Source organism: Streptomyces sp. NPDC042201 (assembly GCF_055582185.1).
Genome location: NZ_JBVJDS010000015.1, coordinates 38,138 through 54,282, shown reverse-complemented (window position 1 = coordinate 54,282; position 16,145 = coordinate 38,138). Strand labels below are relative to the sequence as shown.

15 protein-coding genes are annotated in these 16,145 nt (G+C 71.3%); 7 read left to right on the top strand and 8 right to left on the bottom strand.

Annotation, left to right across the window (positions count from 1 at the left end):
• Positions 1–68: 68 nt before the first annotated feature.
• Entirely contained in the window at positions 69–749 is a 681-nt protein-coding gene (locus tag ACZ6MZ_RS29790; RefSeq protein ID WP_384188710.1) for a TetR/AcrR family transcriptional regulator, read from the top strand.
• Between the two features lie 65 nt (positions 750–814).
• On the opposite strand, the gene ACZ6MZ_RS29785 is transcribed toward ACZ6MZ_RS29790, so the two are convergent.
• Positions 815–2,059 carry a glycoside hydrolase family 18 protein gene (locus ACZ6MZ_RS29785; RefSeq protein WP_389792063.1) on the bottom strand — a complete coding sequence of 415 codons (1,245 nt, stop codon included), beginning with the start codon at positions 2,057–2,059 and terminating at the stop codon, positions 815–817.
• 356 nt (positions 2,060–2,415) lie between these two features.
• On the opposite strand from ACZ6MZ_RS29785, the gene ACZ6MZ_RS29780 reads away from it, so the two are divergent.
• A complete protein-coding gene (locus ACZ6MZ_RS29780; protein ID WP_389792065.1) occupies positions 2,416–3,588 on the top strand; it encodes an acyl-CoA dehydrogenase family protein in 1,173 nt (390 codons plus the stop codon).
• A 71-nt stretch (positions 3,589–3,659) separates the two neighbouring features.
• On the opposite strand, the gene ACZ6MZ_RS29775 is transcribed toward ACZ6MZ_RS29780, so the two are convergent.
• Positions 3,660–4,049 carry a hypothetical protein gene (locus tag ACZ6MZ_RS29775; protein WP_389792067.1) on the bottom strand — a complete coding sequence of 130 codons (390 nt, stop codon included), beginning with the start codon at positions 4,047–4,049 and terminating at the stop codon, positions 3,660–3,662.
• Between the two features lie 204 nt (positions 4,050–4,253).
• Here ACZ6MZ_RS29775 and ACZ6MZ_RS29770 point away from each other — a divergent pair, with 204 nt between their 5' ends.
• The 4 genes from ACZ6MZ_RS29770 to fxsA all read left to right on the top strand — a co-directional run bounded on the left by ACZ6MZ_RS29770 (position 4,254) and on the right by fxsA (position 8,896).
• A complete protein-coding gene (locus ACZ6MZ_RS29770; RefSeq protein WP_384330287.1) occupies positions 4,254–4,694 on the top strand; it encodes an Lrp/AsnC family transcriptional regulator in 441 nt (146 codons plus the stop codon).
• Positions 4,695–5,213: 519 nt separating this feature from the next.
• On the top strand, positions 5,214–6,890 hold the full coding sequence (locus tag ACZ6MZ_RS29765; RefSeq protein WP_469355462.1) for an amidohydrolase: 1,677 nt from the start codon (positions 5,214–5,216) through the stop codon (positions 6,888–6,890).
• 559 nt (positions 6,891–7,449) lie between these two features.
• Positions 7,450–8,217: a polyprenol monophosphomannose synthase gene (locus tag ACZ6MZ_RS29760; protein WP_389792072.1), complete on the top strand. Its 768-nt coding sequence runs from the start codon at positions 7,450–7,452 to the stop codon at positions 8,215–8,217.
• Between the two features lie 73 nt (positions 8,218–8,290).
• Positions 8,291–8,896 carry an FxsA family membrane protein gene (fxsA, locus tag ACZ6MZ_RS29755; RefSeq protein ID WP_469355460.1) on the top strand — a complete coding sequence of 202 codons (606 nt, stop codon included), beginning with the start codon at positions 8,291–8,293 and terminating at the stop codon, positions 8,894–8,896.
• Positions 8,897–9,033: 137 nt separating this feature from the next.
• Here fxsA and ACZ6MZ_RS29750 read toward each other — a convergent pair whose 3' ends face one another.
• The 4 genes from ACZ6MZ_RS29750 to yczE form a co-directional block, all read right to left on the bottom strand.
• On the bottom strand, positions 9,034–9,408 hold the full coding sequence (locus tag ACZ6MZ_RS29750; RefSeq protein WP_003959706.1) for an RNA polymerase-binding protein RbpA: 375 nt from the start codon (positions 9,406–9,408) through the stop codon (positions 9,034–9,036).
• Between the two features lie 255 nt (positions 9,409–9,663).
• On the bottom strand, positions 9,664–11,010 hold the full coding sequence (locus ACZ6MZ_RS29745) for an MFS transporter (protein ID WP_384188726.1): 1,347 nt from the start codon (positions 11,008–11,010) through the stop codon (positions 9,664–9,666).
• A gap of 40 nt (positions 11,011–11,050) precedes the next feature.
• Positions 11,051–11,815: a glycerophosphodiester phosphodiesterase gene (locus tag ACZ6MZ_RS29740; RefSeq protein WP_469355458.1), complete on the bottom strand. Its 765-nt coding sequence runs from the start codon at positions 11,813–11,815 to the stop codon at positions 11,051–11,053.
• On the bottom strand, positions 11,812–12,480 hold the full coding sequence (gene yczE / locus ACZ6MZ_RS29735) for a membrane protein YczE (protein ID WP_469355456.1): 669 nt from the start codon (positions 12,478–12,480) through the stop codon (positions 11,812–11,814). The genes ACZ6MZ_RS29740 and yczE overlap by 4 nt, the downstream gene beginning before the upstream one ends.
• A gap of 100 nt (positions 12,481–12,580) precedes the next feature.
• On the opposite strand from yczE, the gene ACZ6MZ_RS29730 reads away from it, so the two are divergent.
• Positions 12,581–14,080: an SCO1417 family PLP biosynthesis transcription factor gene (locus tag ACZ6MZ_RS29730; RefSeq protein ID WP_469355453.1), complete on the top strand. Its 1,500-nt coding sequence runs from the start codon at positions 12,581–12,583 to the stop codon at positions 14,078–14,080.
• Positions 14,081–14,138: 58 nt separating this feature from the next.
• Here ACZ6MZ_RS29730 and ACZ6MZ_RS29725 read toward each other — a convergent pair whose 3' ends face one another.
• Entirely contained in the window at positions 14,139–15,800 is a 1,662-nt protein-coding gene (locus ACZ6MZ_RS29725; protein WP_469355451.1) for a P-loop NTPase family protein, read from the bottom strand.
• Positions 15,801–15,841: 41 nt separating this feature from the next.
• Complete coding sequence (locus tag ACZ6MZ_RS29720; protein ID WP_384188735.1) at positions 15,842–16,036, bottom strand: hypothetical protein; 195 nt, start codon at positions 16,034–16,036, stop codon at positions 15,842–15,844.
• Positions 16,037–16,145 lie beyond the last annotated feature (109 nt).

The following is a 16,145-nucleotide window of genomic DNA, read 5'->3' as shown; positions in this document are numbered from 1 at the left end:
CCTGCGGGCGTCACACGCGGCTCTGCCATACTGCGGAATCTGTGACGGCCGGAGAGCAGGACCCGAACGTGAACCGTAGGCAGCAGCGTGGCGCGACCGAACGGTCGGAGATACGGCGCTCCGAACTCATCACCACCGGGCGGAAGTTGTTCGCCAACACCTCGTACGACGCACTGTCGATGGATGACATCGCGCAGCACGCGGGGGTGGCGAAGGGGCTGATCTACTACTACTTCAACAACAAGCGCGGCTACTACCTCGCCATCGTCGAGGACTCGGTCGCGGAGCTGGTCACGCTCGCCGCCACCGGCGCCGACCTGCCGCGCACCCAGCGCGTGCAGCGCACGGTCGAGGCCTATCTCTCGTTCGCCCAGCACAACGAGGCGGCGTACCGCACCATCGTCACGGGCGGCGTCGGCTTCGACACAGAGGTGCAGGCGATCCGCGACGCCGTACGCACCGGACTGGTCGCCACGATCGCCGAAGGCGCCTACGGCCGCCAGGACATCCCGCCGATCGCCCGGCTCGCGCTGCTCGGCTGGCTCAGCAGCGTCGAGTGGCTCACGCTGGAATGGCTGGGCCATCAGGAACTGACGCTGGAGATCCCGCGCGATCTGCTGGTGCGGATGCTGCGTCATACGCTGGACACCATCGAGGAGTTCGCACCGGAGTGTCCGGCGCCGCCGCGGGATCCCGACTGGCGCCCGTTCACGGGCATCGCCCCGCCCCAGGACTCGCCGGAAACATGACGCCGGGGGCGGGGGCCGAACAGGCACCCCGCCCCCGACGAGTCTCGCTCGCGGCAATAGCGCGACTAGCTGATGGACTTGATCAGTTCACCGTTGGCGGTGTCCCCGCTCAGCTCCCAGAAGAACGTGCCGCCCAGGCCCTGCTGGTTCTTGTACGCCATCTTCCCGGCGATGGTGGCGGGGGTGTCGTAGCTCCACCACTGGTTGCCGCAGAAGGCGTACGCGGTGCCCGCGACCGTCCCGTTGGCCGGGCAGCTGTTCTTGAGGACCTTGTAGTCCTCGATGCCCGCCTCGTACGTACCCGGAGCGGCGCCCGTCGCGGTGCCGCCCGGCTCCGACTGGGTGACGCCGGTCCAGCCGCGTCCGTAGAAGCCGATGCCGAGCAGCAGCTTCTCGGACGGGATGCCGAGGCCCTTGAGCTTGCTGATGGCCGCGTCGGAGTTGAAGCCCTCCGTCGGAATGCCCTCGTAGGAGGTGAGCGGCGAGTGCGGGGCGGTGGGGCCCTGCGCCGCGAAGGCACCGAAGAAGTCGTACGTCATCGGGTTGTACCAGTCGAGGTACTGCGCCGCGCCGGCGTAGTCGGTGGCGTCGATCTTCCCGCCGTCCGAGCCGTCGGCCGTGATGGCCGCCGTCACCAGGTCGGAACCGAACTGGCCGCGCAGCGCGGACGCGACGTTCCTGAACGCGTCGGGCCCGCTGGTGTCGCAGGTCAGACCGCAGGCGTTGGGGTACTCCCAGTCGATGTCGATGCCGTCGAAGACATCGGCCCAGCGCGGGTCCTCGACCAGGGCGCGGCAGGACTCCGCGAAGGCGGCCGGGTTCTTCGCCGCCTCGGTGAAGCCGCCGGACCAGGACCAGCCGCCGAACGACCAGATGACCTTGAGACCGGGGTGGAGCGCCTTGAGCTTGCGCAGCTGGTTGAAGTTGCCGCGCAGCGGCTGGTCCCAGGTATCGGCGGCGCCGTCCACGCTCTGGTCGGCGGTGTACGCCTTCTCGTAGTCCGCGTACGAGTCGCCGATCACGCACTTTCCGCCGGTGACATTGCCGAAGGCGTAGTTGATGTGCGTGAGCTTGTCGGCGGAGCCCGAGGTCTCGATGTTCTTGACGTGATAATTCCGGTCGTACACACCCCAGTTGGTGAAGTAACCGACCACCTTGTCGCCCGCGGCGGCAGGCGCGGCAGCGGCGGCGGGGGCAGTGGTCCCCCCGGCCGAGGCGCTGCCCGCTCCGGCGAGCAGGGTCACACCGAGAGCGGCGGTACAGGCGGCGGCGACCAGCGCCCGCAAGCGGGGGCGGTGAAGTCCGAGCATGGTGTCTCCTCGTGGGGGAGGAAGAGCGAGTGGGGGAAATCGGTCGGCGATGACGTCGACTTGGCATGAACGCGAAATACGTTCAGGGGGACGTTAGAAGGACTAGACCACTGGGGTCAATGGTTCGGACCAAGTTCCGCCGCGCCGGAGGGACACTTTGCACCCGTGACGGAAGCCCGCCGATCGGGCATACTCAACGCGCCACAGCCGCTGGTCAGCCGCTTCCGTGATCCGGGAGGGCAGCATCGGCTGGGCAGAATTGCCGTCCGGGGATACCCCCGGACCTCAGCCGGCGGCGCTGCCACACCCTGCGCGCGCGACCGCCGTAGCGCCCCGACAGGGAGGAGAGCGCCGCCATGCCCGACCGCGCCCCGCAGCCGGTGGAACGTCAACTGCCCACCGAGGAGTCCACGCACCTCGTCGCCCTCGTACGCGACATCATCCAGCGGGAGATCGCCCCCAGGGCGGCCGAGGAGGAAGAGGCGAGCCACTTTCCGCGCGAACTCTTCAGACTTCTCTCCGCCTCGGGCCTGCTCGGCCTCCCCTACGACTCCGCCCTCGGCGGCGGGGACCAGCCGTACGAGGTCTATCTCCAGGTACTCGAAGAGCTGGCCGCCGCCCGGCTCACCGTCGGTCTCGGCGCCAGCGTGCACACCCTCGCCTGCCATGCCCTCGCCGGCTACGGCAGCAAGGAGCAGCAGGCGGAGCACCTCCCCGCCATGCTGAGCGGCGGCCTCCTCGGCGCCTACTGCCTCTCCGAGCCCGCCTCGGGCTCGGACGCCGCCTCGCTCCGTACGAAGGCCGTACGGGACGGCGACGACTGGGTCATCACCGGCACCAAGGCCTGGATCACCCATGGCGGTATCGCGGACTTCTACACCGTGCTGGCCCGCACGGGCGGCGAGGGCGCACGGGGCATCACGGCGTTCCTGGTACCCGGCGACGCGCCCGGCCTGCACGCGGCCGCCCCCGAGAAGAAGATGGGCATGAAGGGCTCGCCCACCGCCCAACTCCACTTCGACGGCGTACGGGTGGCCGGTGACCGCCGGCTCGGCGACGAGGGACAGGGCTTCGCCATCGCGCTGTCGGCGCTCGACTCGGGCCGGCTCGGCATCGCCGCCTGCGCCATCGGTCTGGCCCAGGCGGCCCTGGACGAGGCCGTCGGATACGCCACGGGACGACGGCAGTTCGGCAGGCCCATCGCGGACTTCCAGGGACTGCGCTTCCTGCTCGCCGACATGGCCACCCGGATCGAGGCCGGACGGTCGCTCTATCTCGCCGCCGCGCGGCTGCGGGACGCGGGCCGCCCGTTCTCCCAACAGGCCGCCATGGCCAAGCTGTTCTGCACGGACGCGGCGATGGCGGTCACCGTCGACGCCGTTCAGGTGCTGGGCGGCTACGGCTACACCACCGACTTCCCGGCGGAGCGCTACCTGCGCGAGGCGAAGGTCCTGCAGATCGTGGAAGGCACCAACCAGATCCAGCGCTTGGTGATCGCGCGGCATCTCGCGGGCCCCGAGACGCGCTGACGGACAGTCGGCAGGTCCCCCGGCACGCTTTCTGACCTGCGGTCAGCGGTCGCGCCGGGGTCTTGCGGGTCCTACGCGGCGTCGCGCATCTGCTTGAACGGACGCGAGCCCGGACCGCCCATGTGCGAGAAGGGCTGCGTCCTCCAGTCAAGCCCCTGAGGCAGCGTCAGCAGCAGTGCGGTGTCCTGCTCCTGAGCCTCGGGCGACGCGTCAGCGGGCCGCGCGTCCGCCGCCGAACGGCCCGTACCGGCACACACCGAGAGCACGAACGGATTCCACGGCGTGGGGCACAGCGCGTGCTCCGGCAGGACGTCCTCGTCCGCCAGCAGCGCGATCGGCTGCACACAGTCCGGGCAGACGACCCGGTACATCTCGAAGGTGTCGTAGAAGTCGAACTCGTCGGCCTCGACAAGATCAACGGGCTCCGGTTCTGTGCGTCCGGTGCGCTTCAGGCTCTGCATGGAGACATTCCCCCTCGGGTGGGCCGACCAGGCACTTGTGGTCTCGACCACACCAAGCAATTCCCTTCGCGCGAGCCGCGTAATCGTGACGTCTCGAACGACCGTCCCACAAATCTGTGGTCTTCGTCACATGCCCCCCGCAGGTACCCCCCGGAGCCGCCTCCGACTGTGCCGGAGGCGACCCGGGGCAATAGGTTGATCCGTATGGAGGAGCTGGATCGTCAGATCGTGGAGTTGCTCGTCAAGGACGGCCGGATGAGCTACACCGACCTGGGCAAGGCCACCGGCCTGTCCACCTCGGCGGTGCATCAGCGGGTACGCCGCCTGGAACAACGCGGCGTCATCCGCGGCTACGCGGCGGTCGTCGACCCGGAGGCCGTCGGCCTGCCGCTCACCGCGTTCATCTCGGTGAAACCGTTCGACCCCAGCGCCCCCGACGACATCGCGGAACGCCTCGCGGAAATCGCCGAGATCGAGGCGTGCCACAGCGTGGCGGGCGACGAGAACTACATCCTGAAGGTACGGGTCTCCACCCCACTGGAACTGGAGCACCTGCTCACCCGCATCCGCTCCCTGGCCGGCGTCTCCACCCGAACCACGGTGGTCCTCTCCACCCCCTACGAATCCCGAGCCCCTCTTTTTTAGGGCTCGGTTCGCCTCCGGGGCGCTTTATGCCACTGTCGACAGTCGACCGTGCACTCCTCTTTTTTGAGGCTCGGTTCGCCTCCGGGCGCTTTGTGCCACTGTCGACGGTCGATCGTGCTCGGTTCGCTTGTTCCTCGCGAACCTGTGCGCGTTCTCCCTTTCGACAGCGGCGCGCCCTTCGGCTCACTCGCCGGCGGTCGTGGAGACGGGCGGTCGGATGTGCGGGACGCGGCCCACCGGCGGGAGGGGGGGTGGGGGCGCAGGAGGTGTGTGTCCGGACGTAAAGCGTGATTTGTCGGCGCACACAAGCCGCACCCGACAAACGAGCCGCACGGCGCCGTAAATCATGCAGTCCGGACACACACCTCCGGAGCCCGCGACCCCCGCACCCCAACCGGACCGGCCCCCACCCCCGCCGGACGGCGAACCGCACCACCACCCCCGCCGGAGGCGCACCGCACCCCCACCGGACCGGCCCCCACCCCCGCACGCCGGAACACACCCGCCAGACTGGTCACCATGACCGACCGCACCGCCCCCCAGAACCACCACCGCACCGTCCTCCTGCGCGGTGGAGAAGTCCACAGCCCCGCCGACCCCTTCGCCACCGCCATGGTCGTCGAACGCGGCCATGTCGCCTGGGTCGGCTCCGAAGGCGCGGCCGACGCCTTCGCCTCCGGCGTGGACGAGGTCATCGACCTCGAAGGCGCGCTCGTCACCCCGGCGTTCACCGACGCCCATGTCCACACCACGGCGACCGGCCTCGCCCTCACCGGACTCGACCTGTCCGGCGCCCGGAGCCTGACGGAGGCGCTCGACCTGATCCGCGCTCACCGCGCCGCAGACGCGAACGTGGACGCGCACACACACCCGGACCCCCGCTCCGGCGACCGCGTGCTCCTGGGCCACGGCTGGGACTCCACCCGCTGGCCAGAACAGCGCCCACCCTCCCGCGCCGAACTGGACGACGCCGCCGGCGCCCGGCCGCTCTATCTGCCGCGCGTCGACGTTCACTCGGCCGTGGTCACCACCGCGCTGCTCGACCTCGTCCCCGGCGTCACCTCCCTCACCGGCTACCACCCGGACGCCCCGCTGACCGGCGCCGCCCACCACGCCGTGCGCGCCGCGGCCCACGCGGCCATCACCCCGCGCCAGCGCACCGAGGCGCAGCGGGCCGCCCGCCACCGGGCGGCCTCGCTCGGTATCGGCGCGCTCCACGAGTGCGCGGGGCCGGATATTTCCGACGAGGAGGACTTCACCTCCCTGCTGGCGCTCGCGGACGAGGAGCCGGGACCGCGGGTCCATGGCTACTGGGCCGAACACATCACCGACGAGAAGGGCGCCCGCCGCGTCCGTGAGCTGGGCGCCGTCGGCGCCGCCGGCGATCTCTTCGTCGACGGATCCCTCGGTTCCCACACCGCCGCCCTGCACGCCCCGTACGCCGATGCCCCGCACACCGGCACCGCCCATCTCGACGCGGCGGCCGTCGCGGTCCATGTCGTCGCCTGCACCGAGGCCGGGCTCCAGGCCGGCTTCCACGCCATCGGTGACGCCGCGATCAGCACGGTCGTCGCGGGGGTACGGGCCGCGGCCGAGCGCCTCGGCCTGGCGCGTATCAGGGCCGCCAGGCACCGCGTCGAGCACGCCGAGATGCTCACCCCCGAGACGATCGCCGCCTTCGCGGAGCTGGGACTCACCGCCTCCGTCCAGCCCGCCTTCGACGCGTTCTGGGGCGGCGAGGACGGGATGTACGCGCGCCGGCTCGGCGCCGAGCGCGCCCGCACGCTCAATCCGTACGCGGCGCTGCTGCGCGCCGGCGTCCCGCTGGCCTTCGGGTCCGACAGCCCCGTCACCCCGCTGGACCCGTGGGGCACCGTCAGGGCCGCCGCCTTCCACCGCACCCCCGAACACAGGATCTCGGTCAGGGCCGCGTTCACCGCCCATACCCGCGGCGGCCGGCGGGCCGTCGGCCGCGACGACGCCGGTACGCTCGTGCCGGGCGCCCCCGCCGACTACGCCGTCTGGCGCACCGGCGAACTGGTCGTCCAGGCCCCCGACGACCGGGTGTCGCGCTGGTCCACCGATCCGCGCTCCGGGACGCCTGGACTGCCGGATCTCACGCCGGGCCGGCCGCTGCCCGAGTGCCTGCGGACCGTCGTCGCGGGACAAACGGTATTCGTGCGCCCGAACGAGTGACGTGCGGACATTTCGTACCGCCGACCGATGCCCGCCACCCTCTGCCGCCACCTGCGGATCTTCCCCACTGACCTGCTGATTTAGGCAAACGCCGCAGGTCAAACGGCTATTGACAGTAAGCAGCCACCGCCGGGTAGGTTCGGCCGAGTCCACCACAGGACGTCCGTCCGGCAACCTCCACGCAGTCGTCGAACGCCCGCTGGGCCATGGGGCGGTGTGCCGCACCGGCGCACCACCACTGGGAGCCAGGTCCAGCACCCACGTCTCGGGGGCGAGGGAAGGATCGAGCCGGCCGGTAGGTGCGACCCGGGTGGGGCCCGGCGTTCAGTAGACAACGGCTTTCGGTCGACCCGCAGCCAGCGGGTTCCAGGTCGGCCCGAAGGACGCCGGGCCCCGATCCGCAGTTCATGAGTGCGTACGGGGTGCAACATCTCCGGTTCTGTCCGCCATCTCCGGACATCGCCCCTCGTCTCCCACCGACACCCCACGACCACCGTGGTCGTGGGGTGTCGCGTGCTCGCTAAGGTGGGCATCCGCGTACGGCGACTAAGGGGCAGCAGTGAACGACGGCGGTCAGAGGCGGTACGGCCCGCTGGGCACAACGTTGGTGATCATCCCGACCTTCAACGAGGCCGAGAACATCAAGCCGATCGTCTCCCGGGTGCGCGCCGCGGTGCCGGCGGCCGACATCCTCATCGCCGACGACAACAGCCCCGACGGCACCGGCAAGATCGCCGACGAACTGGCCGTCCAGGACAGCCAGGTCAAGGTGTTGCACCGGAAAGGCAAGGAAGGGCTCGGCGCCGCCTATCTGGCCGGCTTCCGCTGGGGCATCGAGCACGGCTACGGCGTCCTCGTCGAGATGGACGCCGACGGCTCCCATCAGCCCGAGGAACTGCCCCGCCTGCTGACCGCGCTCAAGGGCGCCGATCTCGTCCTCGGCTCGCGCTGGATGCCGGGCGGACGGGTCGTCAACTGGCCCACGACCCGGAAGCTGCTCTCACGCGGCGGCAGCACCTACTCACGGGTCCTGCTCGGCGTCCCGATCCGCGACATCACCGGCGGCTTCCGGGCCTTTCGCGCGGAGACCCTGGAGGGGCTCGGCCTGGACGCCGTCGCCTCCCAGGGCTACTGCTTCCAGGTCGACCTCGCCCGGCGCGCTGTCGAGGGGGGCTTTCATGTGGTCGAGGTGCCCATCACCTTCGTCGAGCGCGAGCGCGGCGACTCGAAGATGAGCCGGGACATCGTCGTCGAGGCCCTCTGGAGGGTCACCGCCTGGGGAGTCGAGTCCCGGGCGAACCGGCTGCTCGGCCGGAAGTCCCCCTGACCGGTTGGCTCGCCCCGCTCGCCTTGATCGCCCCCGGACGCCGTCCCGGCCCGTGCCCAGGCACACTGGGGGTATGACGACCGCGCAATCGCCCCGGCCCGTTCCCAAGCGCTCCCGCGCCCGCAGCTTCATTCCCCTGGGCATCGCCGTCTGGCTGGTGCTGGAGATCTGGCTGCTGGTCCTGGTGGCCGATGTGGCGGGCGGGTTCACCATCCTGTTGCTGCTGGTCGGCGCGGCCGTGCTCGGAGCGGTGGTCATCAAGATGGCCGGCCGCCGGGCCTTCCGCAATCTGACCGAGACCCTGCAACGCCAGCAGCGGCAGCAAGAGCAGCACCCCGGGGAGGCCGTCGCGCCGGAGACCGGCACCGGGAGCACCGGCAACGGCTTCCTCATGCTGGGCGGCCTGCTGATCATGCTGCCGGGACTGATCACCGATGTGCTGGGCCTGTTGCTGCTCGTACCGCCCGTCCGGATGGCGCTCGGCCGGTACACGGAACGGTCGCTGGAGCGGCGGATGAGCGCGGCGGCCCCTCCCGGCAGCCTGGGTGACGCCTTCCAGCAGGCCCGGATGCGTCAGCCCGACGGCAAGGTGGTCCAGGGCGAGGTCATCAAGGAGGACGGCCCCCGGCGCCCGAACCACCCCGAGGACAAGGGCCCGCGCCCGCCGCTGACCCCCTGACGGGGCGCCCAGCACAGAAAGCCGCGGGGCACAGAAAGCCGGAGAGCACAGAAAGCCGCGGGCTGTGGCACACACTCGGTGTGACACAGCCCGCGGCTTTGTTCGGTTATCGCTTGTTGTGTGCGGTGGTTACGCGGTCAGGCGGACTTCCGGCTGTCCCGCGGATGCACGGCGATGTTCATGGCGCCGGAGCGCAGGACGGCCAGCCTCTCGGCCAGCACCTCCTCCAGCTCCTCGCGTGTGCGCCGCTCCATGAGCATGTCCCAGTGCGTACGCGCAGGCTTGCCCTTCTTCTCTTCGGGGCCATCCCCGTCCACCAGGAGTGCCTGGGCGCCACACGCCTTGCACTCCCACTCCGGCGGAATTTCCGCCTCTACCGAGAACGGCATCTCAAATCGATGTCCGTTCTGGCATGCGTACTCCACCGCCTGGCGCGGGGCCAGATCGATGCCGCGGTCCGTCTCGTAGCTGGTAACCACGAGTCGCGTGCCGCGGAGAGCTCGCTCACTCATGAATCGTGCCTCCCGGGCTTGTCGCCCACAGGACAGGTGTCGCTGTCGTCGTCATCCGGTCAACGTCCGGTCGGCGGTAAAGATTCCCGTTCCGGGTCGTGCGTCGCCCGTCGTGCCGCCCCTTGTTGTACCCACCGGCGCCCGGTTTGTCACATCTATCAGGAGATGTCACCCGGCGATTCCATTTCCGCGGTTCGCAGTAACGGTCCGCCTGGCAGGCCAAACGCGTACACTACCGCCCTTTGACTGCCACGTCTAAATCCGCTCGGGAACGGGGTTGCCCGCGGCCGCGATGGCCTGTCTGATCGGCACCCGTGCCAGCAGGCCGAACCCGAGCGCGAAGAAGACCACCAGCGAGATGATCGCATCCCGGTAGCTCCCCGTGACCTGATAAGCGAGCCCGAACACCAGTGGCCCCAGCCAGCTGAGTCCCCGGTCGCTCATCTCGTACGCCGAGAAGTACTCGGCCTCCTTCCCGCTCGGCACTAGATGCGAGAAGAGCGAGCGGGACAGCGCCTGGCTGCCGCCCAGCACCAGACCGATCGCCGCGGCCAGCGCGAAGAACGCGCCCGGTGCGCCGGACGGCAGGAAATAGCCCGCCGCGAGGATCAGCGTCCAGACGGCCAGCGAGCCCAGAATGGTGCGCTTGGCGCCGTACGATCTGGCCATCCTGCCCATGCCCAGCGCGCCCGCGACCGCCAGGATCTGCACCAGCAGGACGGCGGTGATCAGCGTCGTCTGGTCCAGGTCCAGTTCCTCGGAGCCGTAGATCGAGGCCTGCGAGATCACCGTCTGTACCCCGTCGTTGTACACGAGGTAGGCGAGCAGGAAGGACAGCGTCAGCGGATGGCGCCGCATGTCCCGCAGGGTGTTCATCAGCTGCCGCCAGCCGGTGCCCACCGCCCCCTCGCCGTTCCGCGGCACCTTCCGGTCGCGCAGCCGCCGCAGCGGGACGAGCGTGAAGGCCCCCCACCAGACGCCGGCCGACGCCAGACAGATCCGTACCGCCGTCGACTCGGAGACACCGAACGACTCATGGCCGGTGTAGAGCACGAGATTGAGGACCAGCACGAAGGCGCCCGAGGTGTAGCCGAAGGCCCAGCCACGGGAGGAGACGGCGTCCCGCTCCTCGGGCCCGGCGATCTGCGGCAGATACGCGTTGTAGAGCACCATCGAGACGGACAGTGAGGCGTTCGCCACGATCAGCAGCAGCGCGCCCAGCAGATAGCGGTCGCCGTCCAGGAAGAACATGGCCGTCGTGGCGGCCGCCCCCAGATACGCGGCGGCGGCCAGCAGCGGCTTCTTGCGTCCCGTACGGTCCGCCGCCGCGCCCGCCAGCGGCATCACCAGCACCGCCACCACGACCGACACGGACACCGCGTACGCGAAGACCGAGCCCGCGCGCACGGGGATGCCCAGCGGATGAACGAAGCCCTCGGCGTCGGCGGCCGCCTTCGCCACCGAGGTCAGATACGGGCCGAGGAAGACCGTGAGCACACTCGTCGAATAGACGGAGCACGCGAAATCGTAGAAGTACCAGCCACGCTGCTCGCGTCTGCGGTCCGTCGCCTCATCGGCCCGGTCCACCGTCCCGGCGGTCACCTCGCGCTCCCTCGCTCTCCTGTGCGGGCACCCTGCCCGGTCATCGCCAGACTCCCCGCGCGGTGAACACCGTGCGCAGCGTCTCCAGTTGATCGGTCATGATGCCATCCACGCCCAGATCGAGCAGCGCCTCCATCCGGTCCGCCTCATTGACCGTCCAGACATGGACCTGAAGGCCGCGCGCGTGCGCCATCCGTACGAAGCGCTCGTCCACCACCCGGATACCGCTCCGCGTCTCGGGCACCTGCGCGCACACGGCGCCCGGCCGGACCGGGGCCGGGATGCCGTACGAGCGCAGCCGCAGGCCCAGCACTCCCCGCACCCCGTACGAGGTGGCGAGCCGGGGGCCCGCGAGACGTACCGCGCGGGCCAGCCGGGCCTCGGAGAAGGAGCCGACGCACACCCGGTCCCAGCTGTCGGTCCTGCGGATCAGATCGATCAACGGGACCACGGCGGGCGCGGCCTTGACGTCCACGTTCCAGCGGGCCTCGGGGAACTCTTCGAGCAGGTCCTCGAAGAGCGGCAGCGGCTCGCTCCCCGCCACCCTGGCCCGGCGCACCTCGTCCCACGGGAGGTCGTGGATCCGGCCCCGCGCGTCGGTCACCCGGTCCAGGGTCGCGTCGTGGAAGGCGACGAGCCGGCCGTCCGCGGTGGTGTGCACATCGGTCTCGAAGTAGCGGTATCCGAGTCCGGCCGCGCGGCGGAACGCCGCCGCGGTGTTCTCGAGGCCGTCCGCCGCGCCGCCGCGATGGGCGAACGGGATCGGGGCCGGCCGGTCCAGGTAGGGGTGGGGTACGCGAGTCACCGCCGCAGTATGGCGTGCTCCGGTGACCCGGCGGCGACGGCCGTGCTGCCGGTGGCCGCCGGCGGGATGTCGAAGACGCGCAGGAAGAGCTGGGCGAGCGGTCCGATGGCGAGGGCGTAGGCCACCGTGCCGATCCCCACCGAGCCGCCGAGCGCGAAGCCGGTGGCGACGACGGCGACCTCGATCGCCGTACGGACCAGCCGGACCGAGCGGCCGGTCAGCCGGTGCAGTCCTGTCATCAGACCGTCGCGTGGCCCCGGGCCGAAGCGGGCGGCTATGTACAGCCCGGTGGCCATGCCGTTGAGGACGATGCCGCAGGTCATCAGCGTGATCCGGACGGCCCACCCGTGGCCGTCGGGGACGAGGGCGAGCGTGGCGTCCATGGCGATGCCGACCGCGAACACATTGGAGACGGTGCCCAGCCCCGGCCGCTGTCCGAGCGGTATCCAGAGCAGCAGTACGACGGCGCCCACGATGATGGAGACGACCCCCATGGTCAGCCCGGTGAGCTCGGCCAGCCCCTGGTGCAGGACCCCCCACGGCTCCAGCCCGAGGCCGCCGCGGACCAGCAGCGCCGAACTCGCCCCGTACAGCGCCAGCCCGAGGTAGAGCTGCGACAGCCGGCGGGTGAGCCGCCTTCCCCGGCGGCCTGAGGTGATGGACACGATGCTGCCCCCTGGTGCGATGGTGGACTGATACACGACACTCTGTGGCGGGCCGGAAGATGCCAACCATGGCCAATTCGGGGAAGGTGGACTGATTTCAGTGGCGCAGTGGACCTCGGCGGTCGGGGCGGCTCAGCTCGCCCGGCAGCTCAACGCCCAGCAGCCCCGGCCCGCCGGACCCGGCACCCGCAGGCCGCCGGCCTACCGGGCGCTCGCCGACGGCATCCGGCTGCTCGTCCTGGAGGGCCGCGTCCCCGTCGCCGCCCGGCTTCCCGCCGAACGCGAACTGGCGCTCTCGCTGTCCGTGAGCCGGACGACCGTGGCGGCCGCGTACGAGGCGCTGCGCGCCGAGGGGTTCCTCGAATCGCGCCGGGGAGCGGGCAGCTGGACCGCCGTACCGGCGGGGAATCCGCTGCCGGCGCGCGGTCTGGAGCCGCTGCCGCCGGAGTCGCTCGGCTCGATGATCGACCTCGGCACCGCCGCCCTGCCCGCCCCCGAGCCCTGGCTGACCCGGGGGGTGCGAGGGGCGCTGGAGGAGCTGACGCCGTACGCGCACACCCACGGTGACTACCCGGCCGGAGTTCCCGCGCTGCGGCAGATGCTCGCCGACCGCTACACCGAGCGCGGCATTCCGACCATGCCGGAACAGATCATGGTCACCACCGGCGCGATGGGCGCGATGGACGCGATCTGCCATCTCTTCGCGGGCCGGGGCGAGCGGATCGCCGTGGAGTCGCCCTCGTACGCGAACATCCTCCAGCTGATGCGGGAAGCGGGCGCCCGGCTGGTGCCGGTCGCCATGGCGGAGGGACTGACCGGCTGGGATCTGGGGCGCTGGCGCCAGGTGCTCAGGGACGCCGCCCCCCGGCTCGCCTATGTCGTCGCCGACTTCCACAACCCGACGGGCGCGCTGGCCGACGAGGACCAGCGGCGGCAGCTGGTCGATGCCGCCCGCTCGGCGGGGACGGTGCTCGTCGTCGACGAGACCATGTCCGAACTGCATCTGGAAGCGGACATCGACATGCCGCGGCGGGTCTGCGCCTTCGACCCGGCGGGCAGCACGGTGCTCACGGTCGGCTCGGCCAGCAAGGCCTTCTGGGCGGGGATGCGGATCGGATGGGTGCGCGCGGCGCCGGACGTGATCAGGTCGCTGGTCGCCGCTCGCGCGTACGCCGATCTCGGCACCCCGGTGCTGGAGCAGCTCGCCGTCAACTGGCTGATGCGGACCGGCGGCTGGGAGGAGGCGGTGGCTCTGCGGCGGGCCCAGGCGCGCGAGAACCGGGACGCGCTGGTGGCGGCGGTGCGCGCGCAGCTGCCCAGCTGGGAGTTCGAGGTACCGCGCGGCGGGCTGACGCTCTGGGTGCGGACCGGCGGACTGTCCGGTTCACGCCTCGCCGAGGTCGGCGAACGGGTCGGTGTGCGGGTGCCCTCGGGGCCCCGCTTCGGGGTCGACGGGGCGTTCGAGGGGTACGTAAGGCTGCCGTTCACCGTCGGCGGCCCGGTCGCCGTCGAGGCGGCGGCCCGGCTGGCTGCGGCCGCGCGCCTCGTGGAGACCGGGGCGAGCACCGGCACGGACGCGCCGCGCACCTTCGTCGCCTGACGGCGGGGCGACGGGTGGGCGCCGGGAAGCCGGCGGGCGGCCGCGCGCCCGCCGGTGGTCAGCCCTCGGCCGGGACCGGACCGGCGGCGACCGGCCCCGGGGCGGCTGCCTGCGCGGTGGCACGCTCCGATTCCTGCCCCGGTACCCGGTCCTGAGCCGGTGCAGGACCCGGAGCGGGCGCCGCCACCTCGTCGAACGAGGGATGACGCGCCGGAAGGAGCTCCAGGACGGCCCGGCGGTGTGCCTCACTCGCCATGTCGTCGTACGGATCGGGCGTCGCCGGCACCTGCAGGCGGAGCACCGGGCCCGTGCCGAGCCGCGCGTAGCCCCGGCCGGGCGGGACGTCCCGGGCGGGCGTGGTGCGCGGTGGGGCCCCGAGCACCGACTCCACCTGCGAGGGCGTGGCGGACCCCAGGACGACCCGGGCGCGGGTGTGGGTCCGTACGGTCTCCGCGAGCGTGTCCAGGCTGTCGAGCTGGTCGGCCACGACGACCGTCACATGGGCGGCCCTGCCGTGGCGCAGCGGCACCCGCAGCAGCTCCTGCGGATCGGGCCGCCCGTCGGCCGCCGCCAGATGCGCGAAGACGCTCGGCCGGTCCACCAGGATCCACAGCGGCCGCCGGGTGTCCTCGGGCGCGGGACGGCCCGACTGCCGGGCGTCGTTGGCGGCGATCAGCCGCCGTTCCGTCTCCTGCGCGGCCCATTCGAGGCCGGCCAGCGCGCCCTCCAGTGCGCTTTCCACGGCGAGCACGCCGGTGCGCCCGGTCATACAGGTGAATTCACCGGTCCCGCTGCCCTCCACGATCAGTACCTCGCCGTGCTGGAGGGCCTGGAGGGCGAGGGAGCGCAGCAGGCTCGTCGAGCCGCTTCCCGGCAGGCCGACGACCAGCAGATGCGGCTCGGTGGAGCGGGGGCCTGTCCGCCAGACCACCGGGGGCGCGTCGCGGCTCTCGTCGCCCGCCCTGACCGGCACGGTGCGCTGCACCGCGCCGTCGTCGGTGAAGCCGAGGACGGTCTCGCCCGGGGCGGTGACGAAGCGCTGGGCGGCGATCGAGGTGGCCAGCGCCGGCAGCACGCTCAGCACGAGCTGGTTGATCTCCTCGTCCCAGTCGAAGAGATATTCGCGGCCGCGGCCGGACTTGGCGTGCAGCAGATGCTCGATCCGGCCGCGCGCGCCGGGCTCACCGTCCGGGAAGTACGGGGGGTAGGCCAGCCGCAGCCGGGTGAGCCGCCCCTCAGCGTCGAATTCCTGCTCGCTGAACGCCGCGTCCCACGAGCCGCCGTGCGCGAAGAGCGGACGCGGGTCCTCCGGCACGGAGAAGTACGGCACCAGCGCCTCGTAGAGGGACTGGAGCCGCCGCGCCTGCGCGTCGGCGGGCCCGGTCCGCGCGGTCGTGGGGGCACGCCCCTTCCAGGCGGCCGCGGCCATCACCGAGATCAGGGCCAGCAGCGGCCCGTACGGCAAGAGCGCGGCCACCATCACGCAGACCGCGACCAGGAACAGCGCGGGGCCGCGCCGGTCCCTGGGCGTGGCCGCCCACCGCTGGCGCCCCGCGGCGCTCAGCAGCCGCAGACCACGGCCGACGGTGATCAGCGGCTGGAGGACGTCGGTGGCGCTGCCGGCGGCCGTGCGGGCCAGATCGCGACTGCGTGCGATCCGGTCGCTGCCGCCGCTGCCGGTGCCGCTGCGCAGAATGCGGGGGAGTGGTCGCCGGGCCACGTCGGTCTCCTGACGGTGCGTGCGGAAGGGACGGTCGGGCGTCAGAACTTGATCCCGCCCAGGAGGCCGGCGAGGCTGGCGCTCCCGGCCGTGATGCTCGGGGCGATGGCGGTGCCCGCGAGATAGAAGCCGAAGAGGGCGCACACCATCGCGTGCGACGCCTTGAGTCCGTCCTTCCTGAAGAAGAGGAAGACGATGATTCCGAGCAGCACGACGCCTGACATGGACAGAATCATGAGATTTCTCCTGGTCGAGGGGACAGTCACCATGAGTTCTTCCAGGATCACCTAAAGTATCTATGCGATAAAAGGTGCAGATGAGTGAAATGTTGTGCATTTCACTGCA

Coding starts and splice junctions, on each gene's coding strand:
- ACZ6MZ_RS29785 (WP_389792063.1), bottom strand. CDS start 2,059: ATGCTCGGACTTCACCGCCCCCGCTTGCGGGCGCTGGTCGCCGCCGCC.
- ACZ6MZ_RS29780 (WP_389792065.1), top strand. CDS start 2,416: ATGCCCGACCGCGCCCCGCAGCCGGTGGAACGTCAACTGCCCACCGAG.
- ACZ6MZ_RS29775 (WP_389792067.1), bottom strand. CDS start 4,049: ATGCAGAGCCTGAAGCGCACCGGACGCACAGAACCGGAGCCCGTTGAT.
- ACZ6MZ_RS29770 (WP_384330287.1), top strand. CDS start 4,254: ATGGAGGAGCTGGATCGTCAGATCGTGGAGTTGCTCGTCAAGGACGGC.
- ACZ6MZ_RS29765 (WP_469355462.1), top strand. CDS start 5,214: ATGACCGACCGCACCGCCCCCCAGAACCACCACCGCACCGTCCTCCTG.
- fxsA (WP_469355460.1), top strand. CDS start 8,291: ATGACGACCGCGCAATCGCCCCGGCCCGTTCCCAAGCGCTCCCGCGCC.
- ACZ6MZ_RS29750 (WP_003959706.1), bottom strand. CDS start 9,408: ATGAGTGAGCGAGCTCTCCGCGGCACGCGACTCGTGGTTACCAGCTAC.
- ACZ6MZ_RS29720 (WP_384188735.1), bottom strand. CDS start 16,036: ATGATTCTGTCCATGTCAGGCGTCGTGCTGCTCGGAATCATCGTCTTC.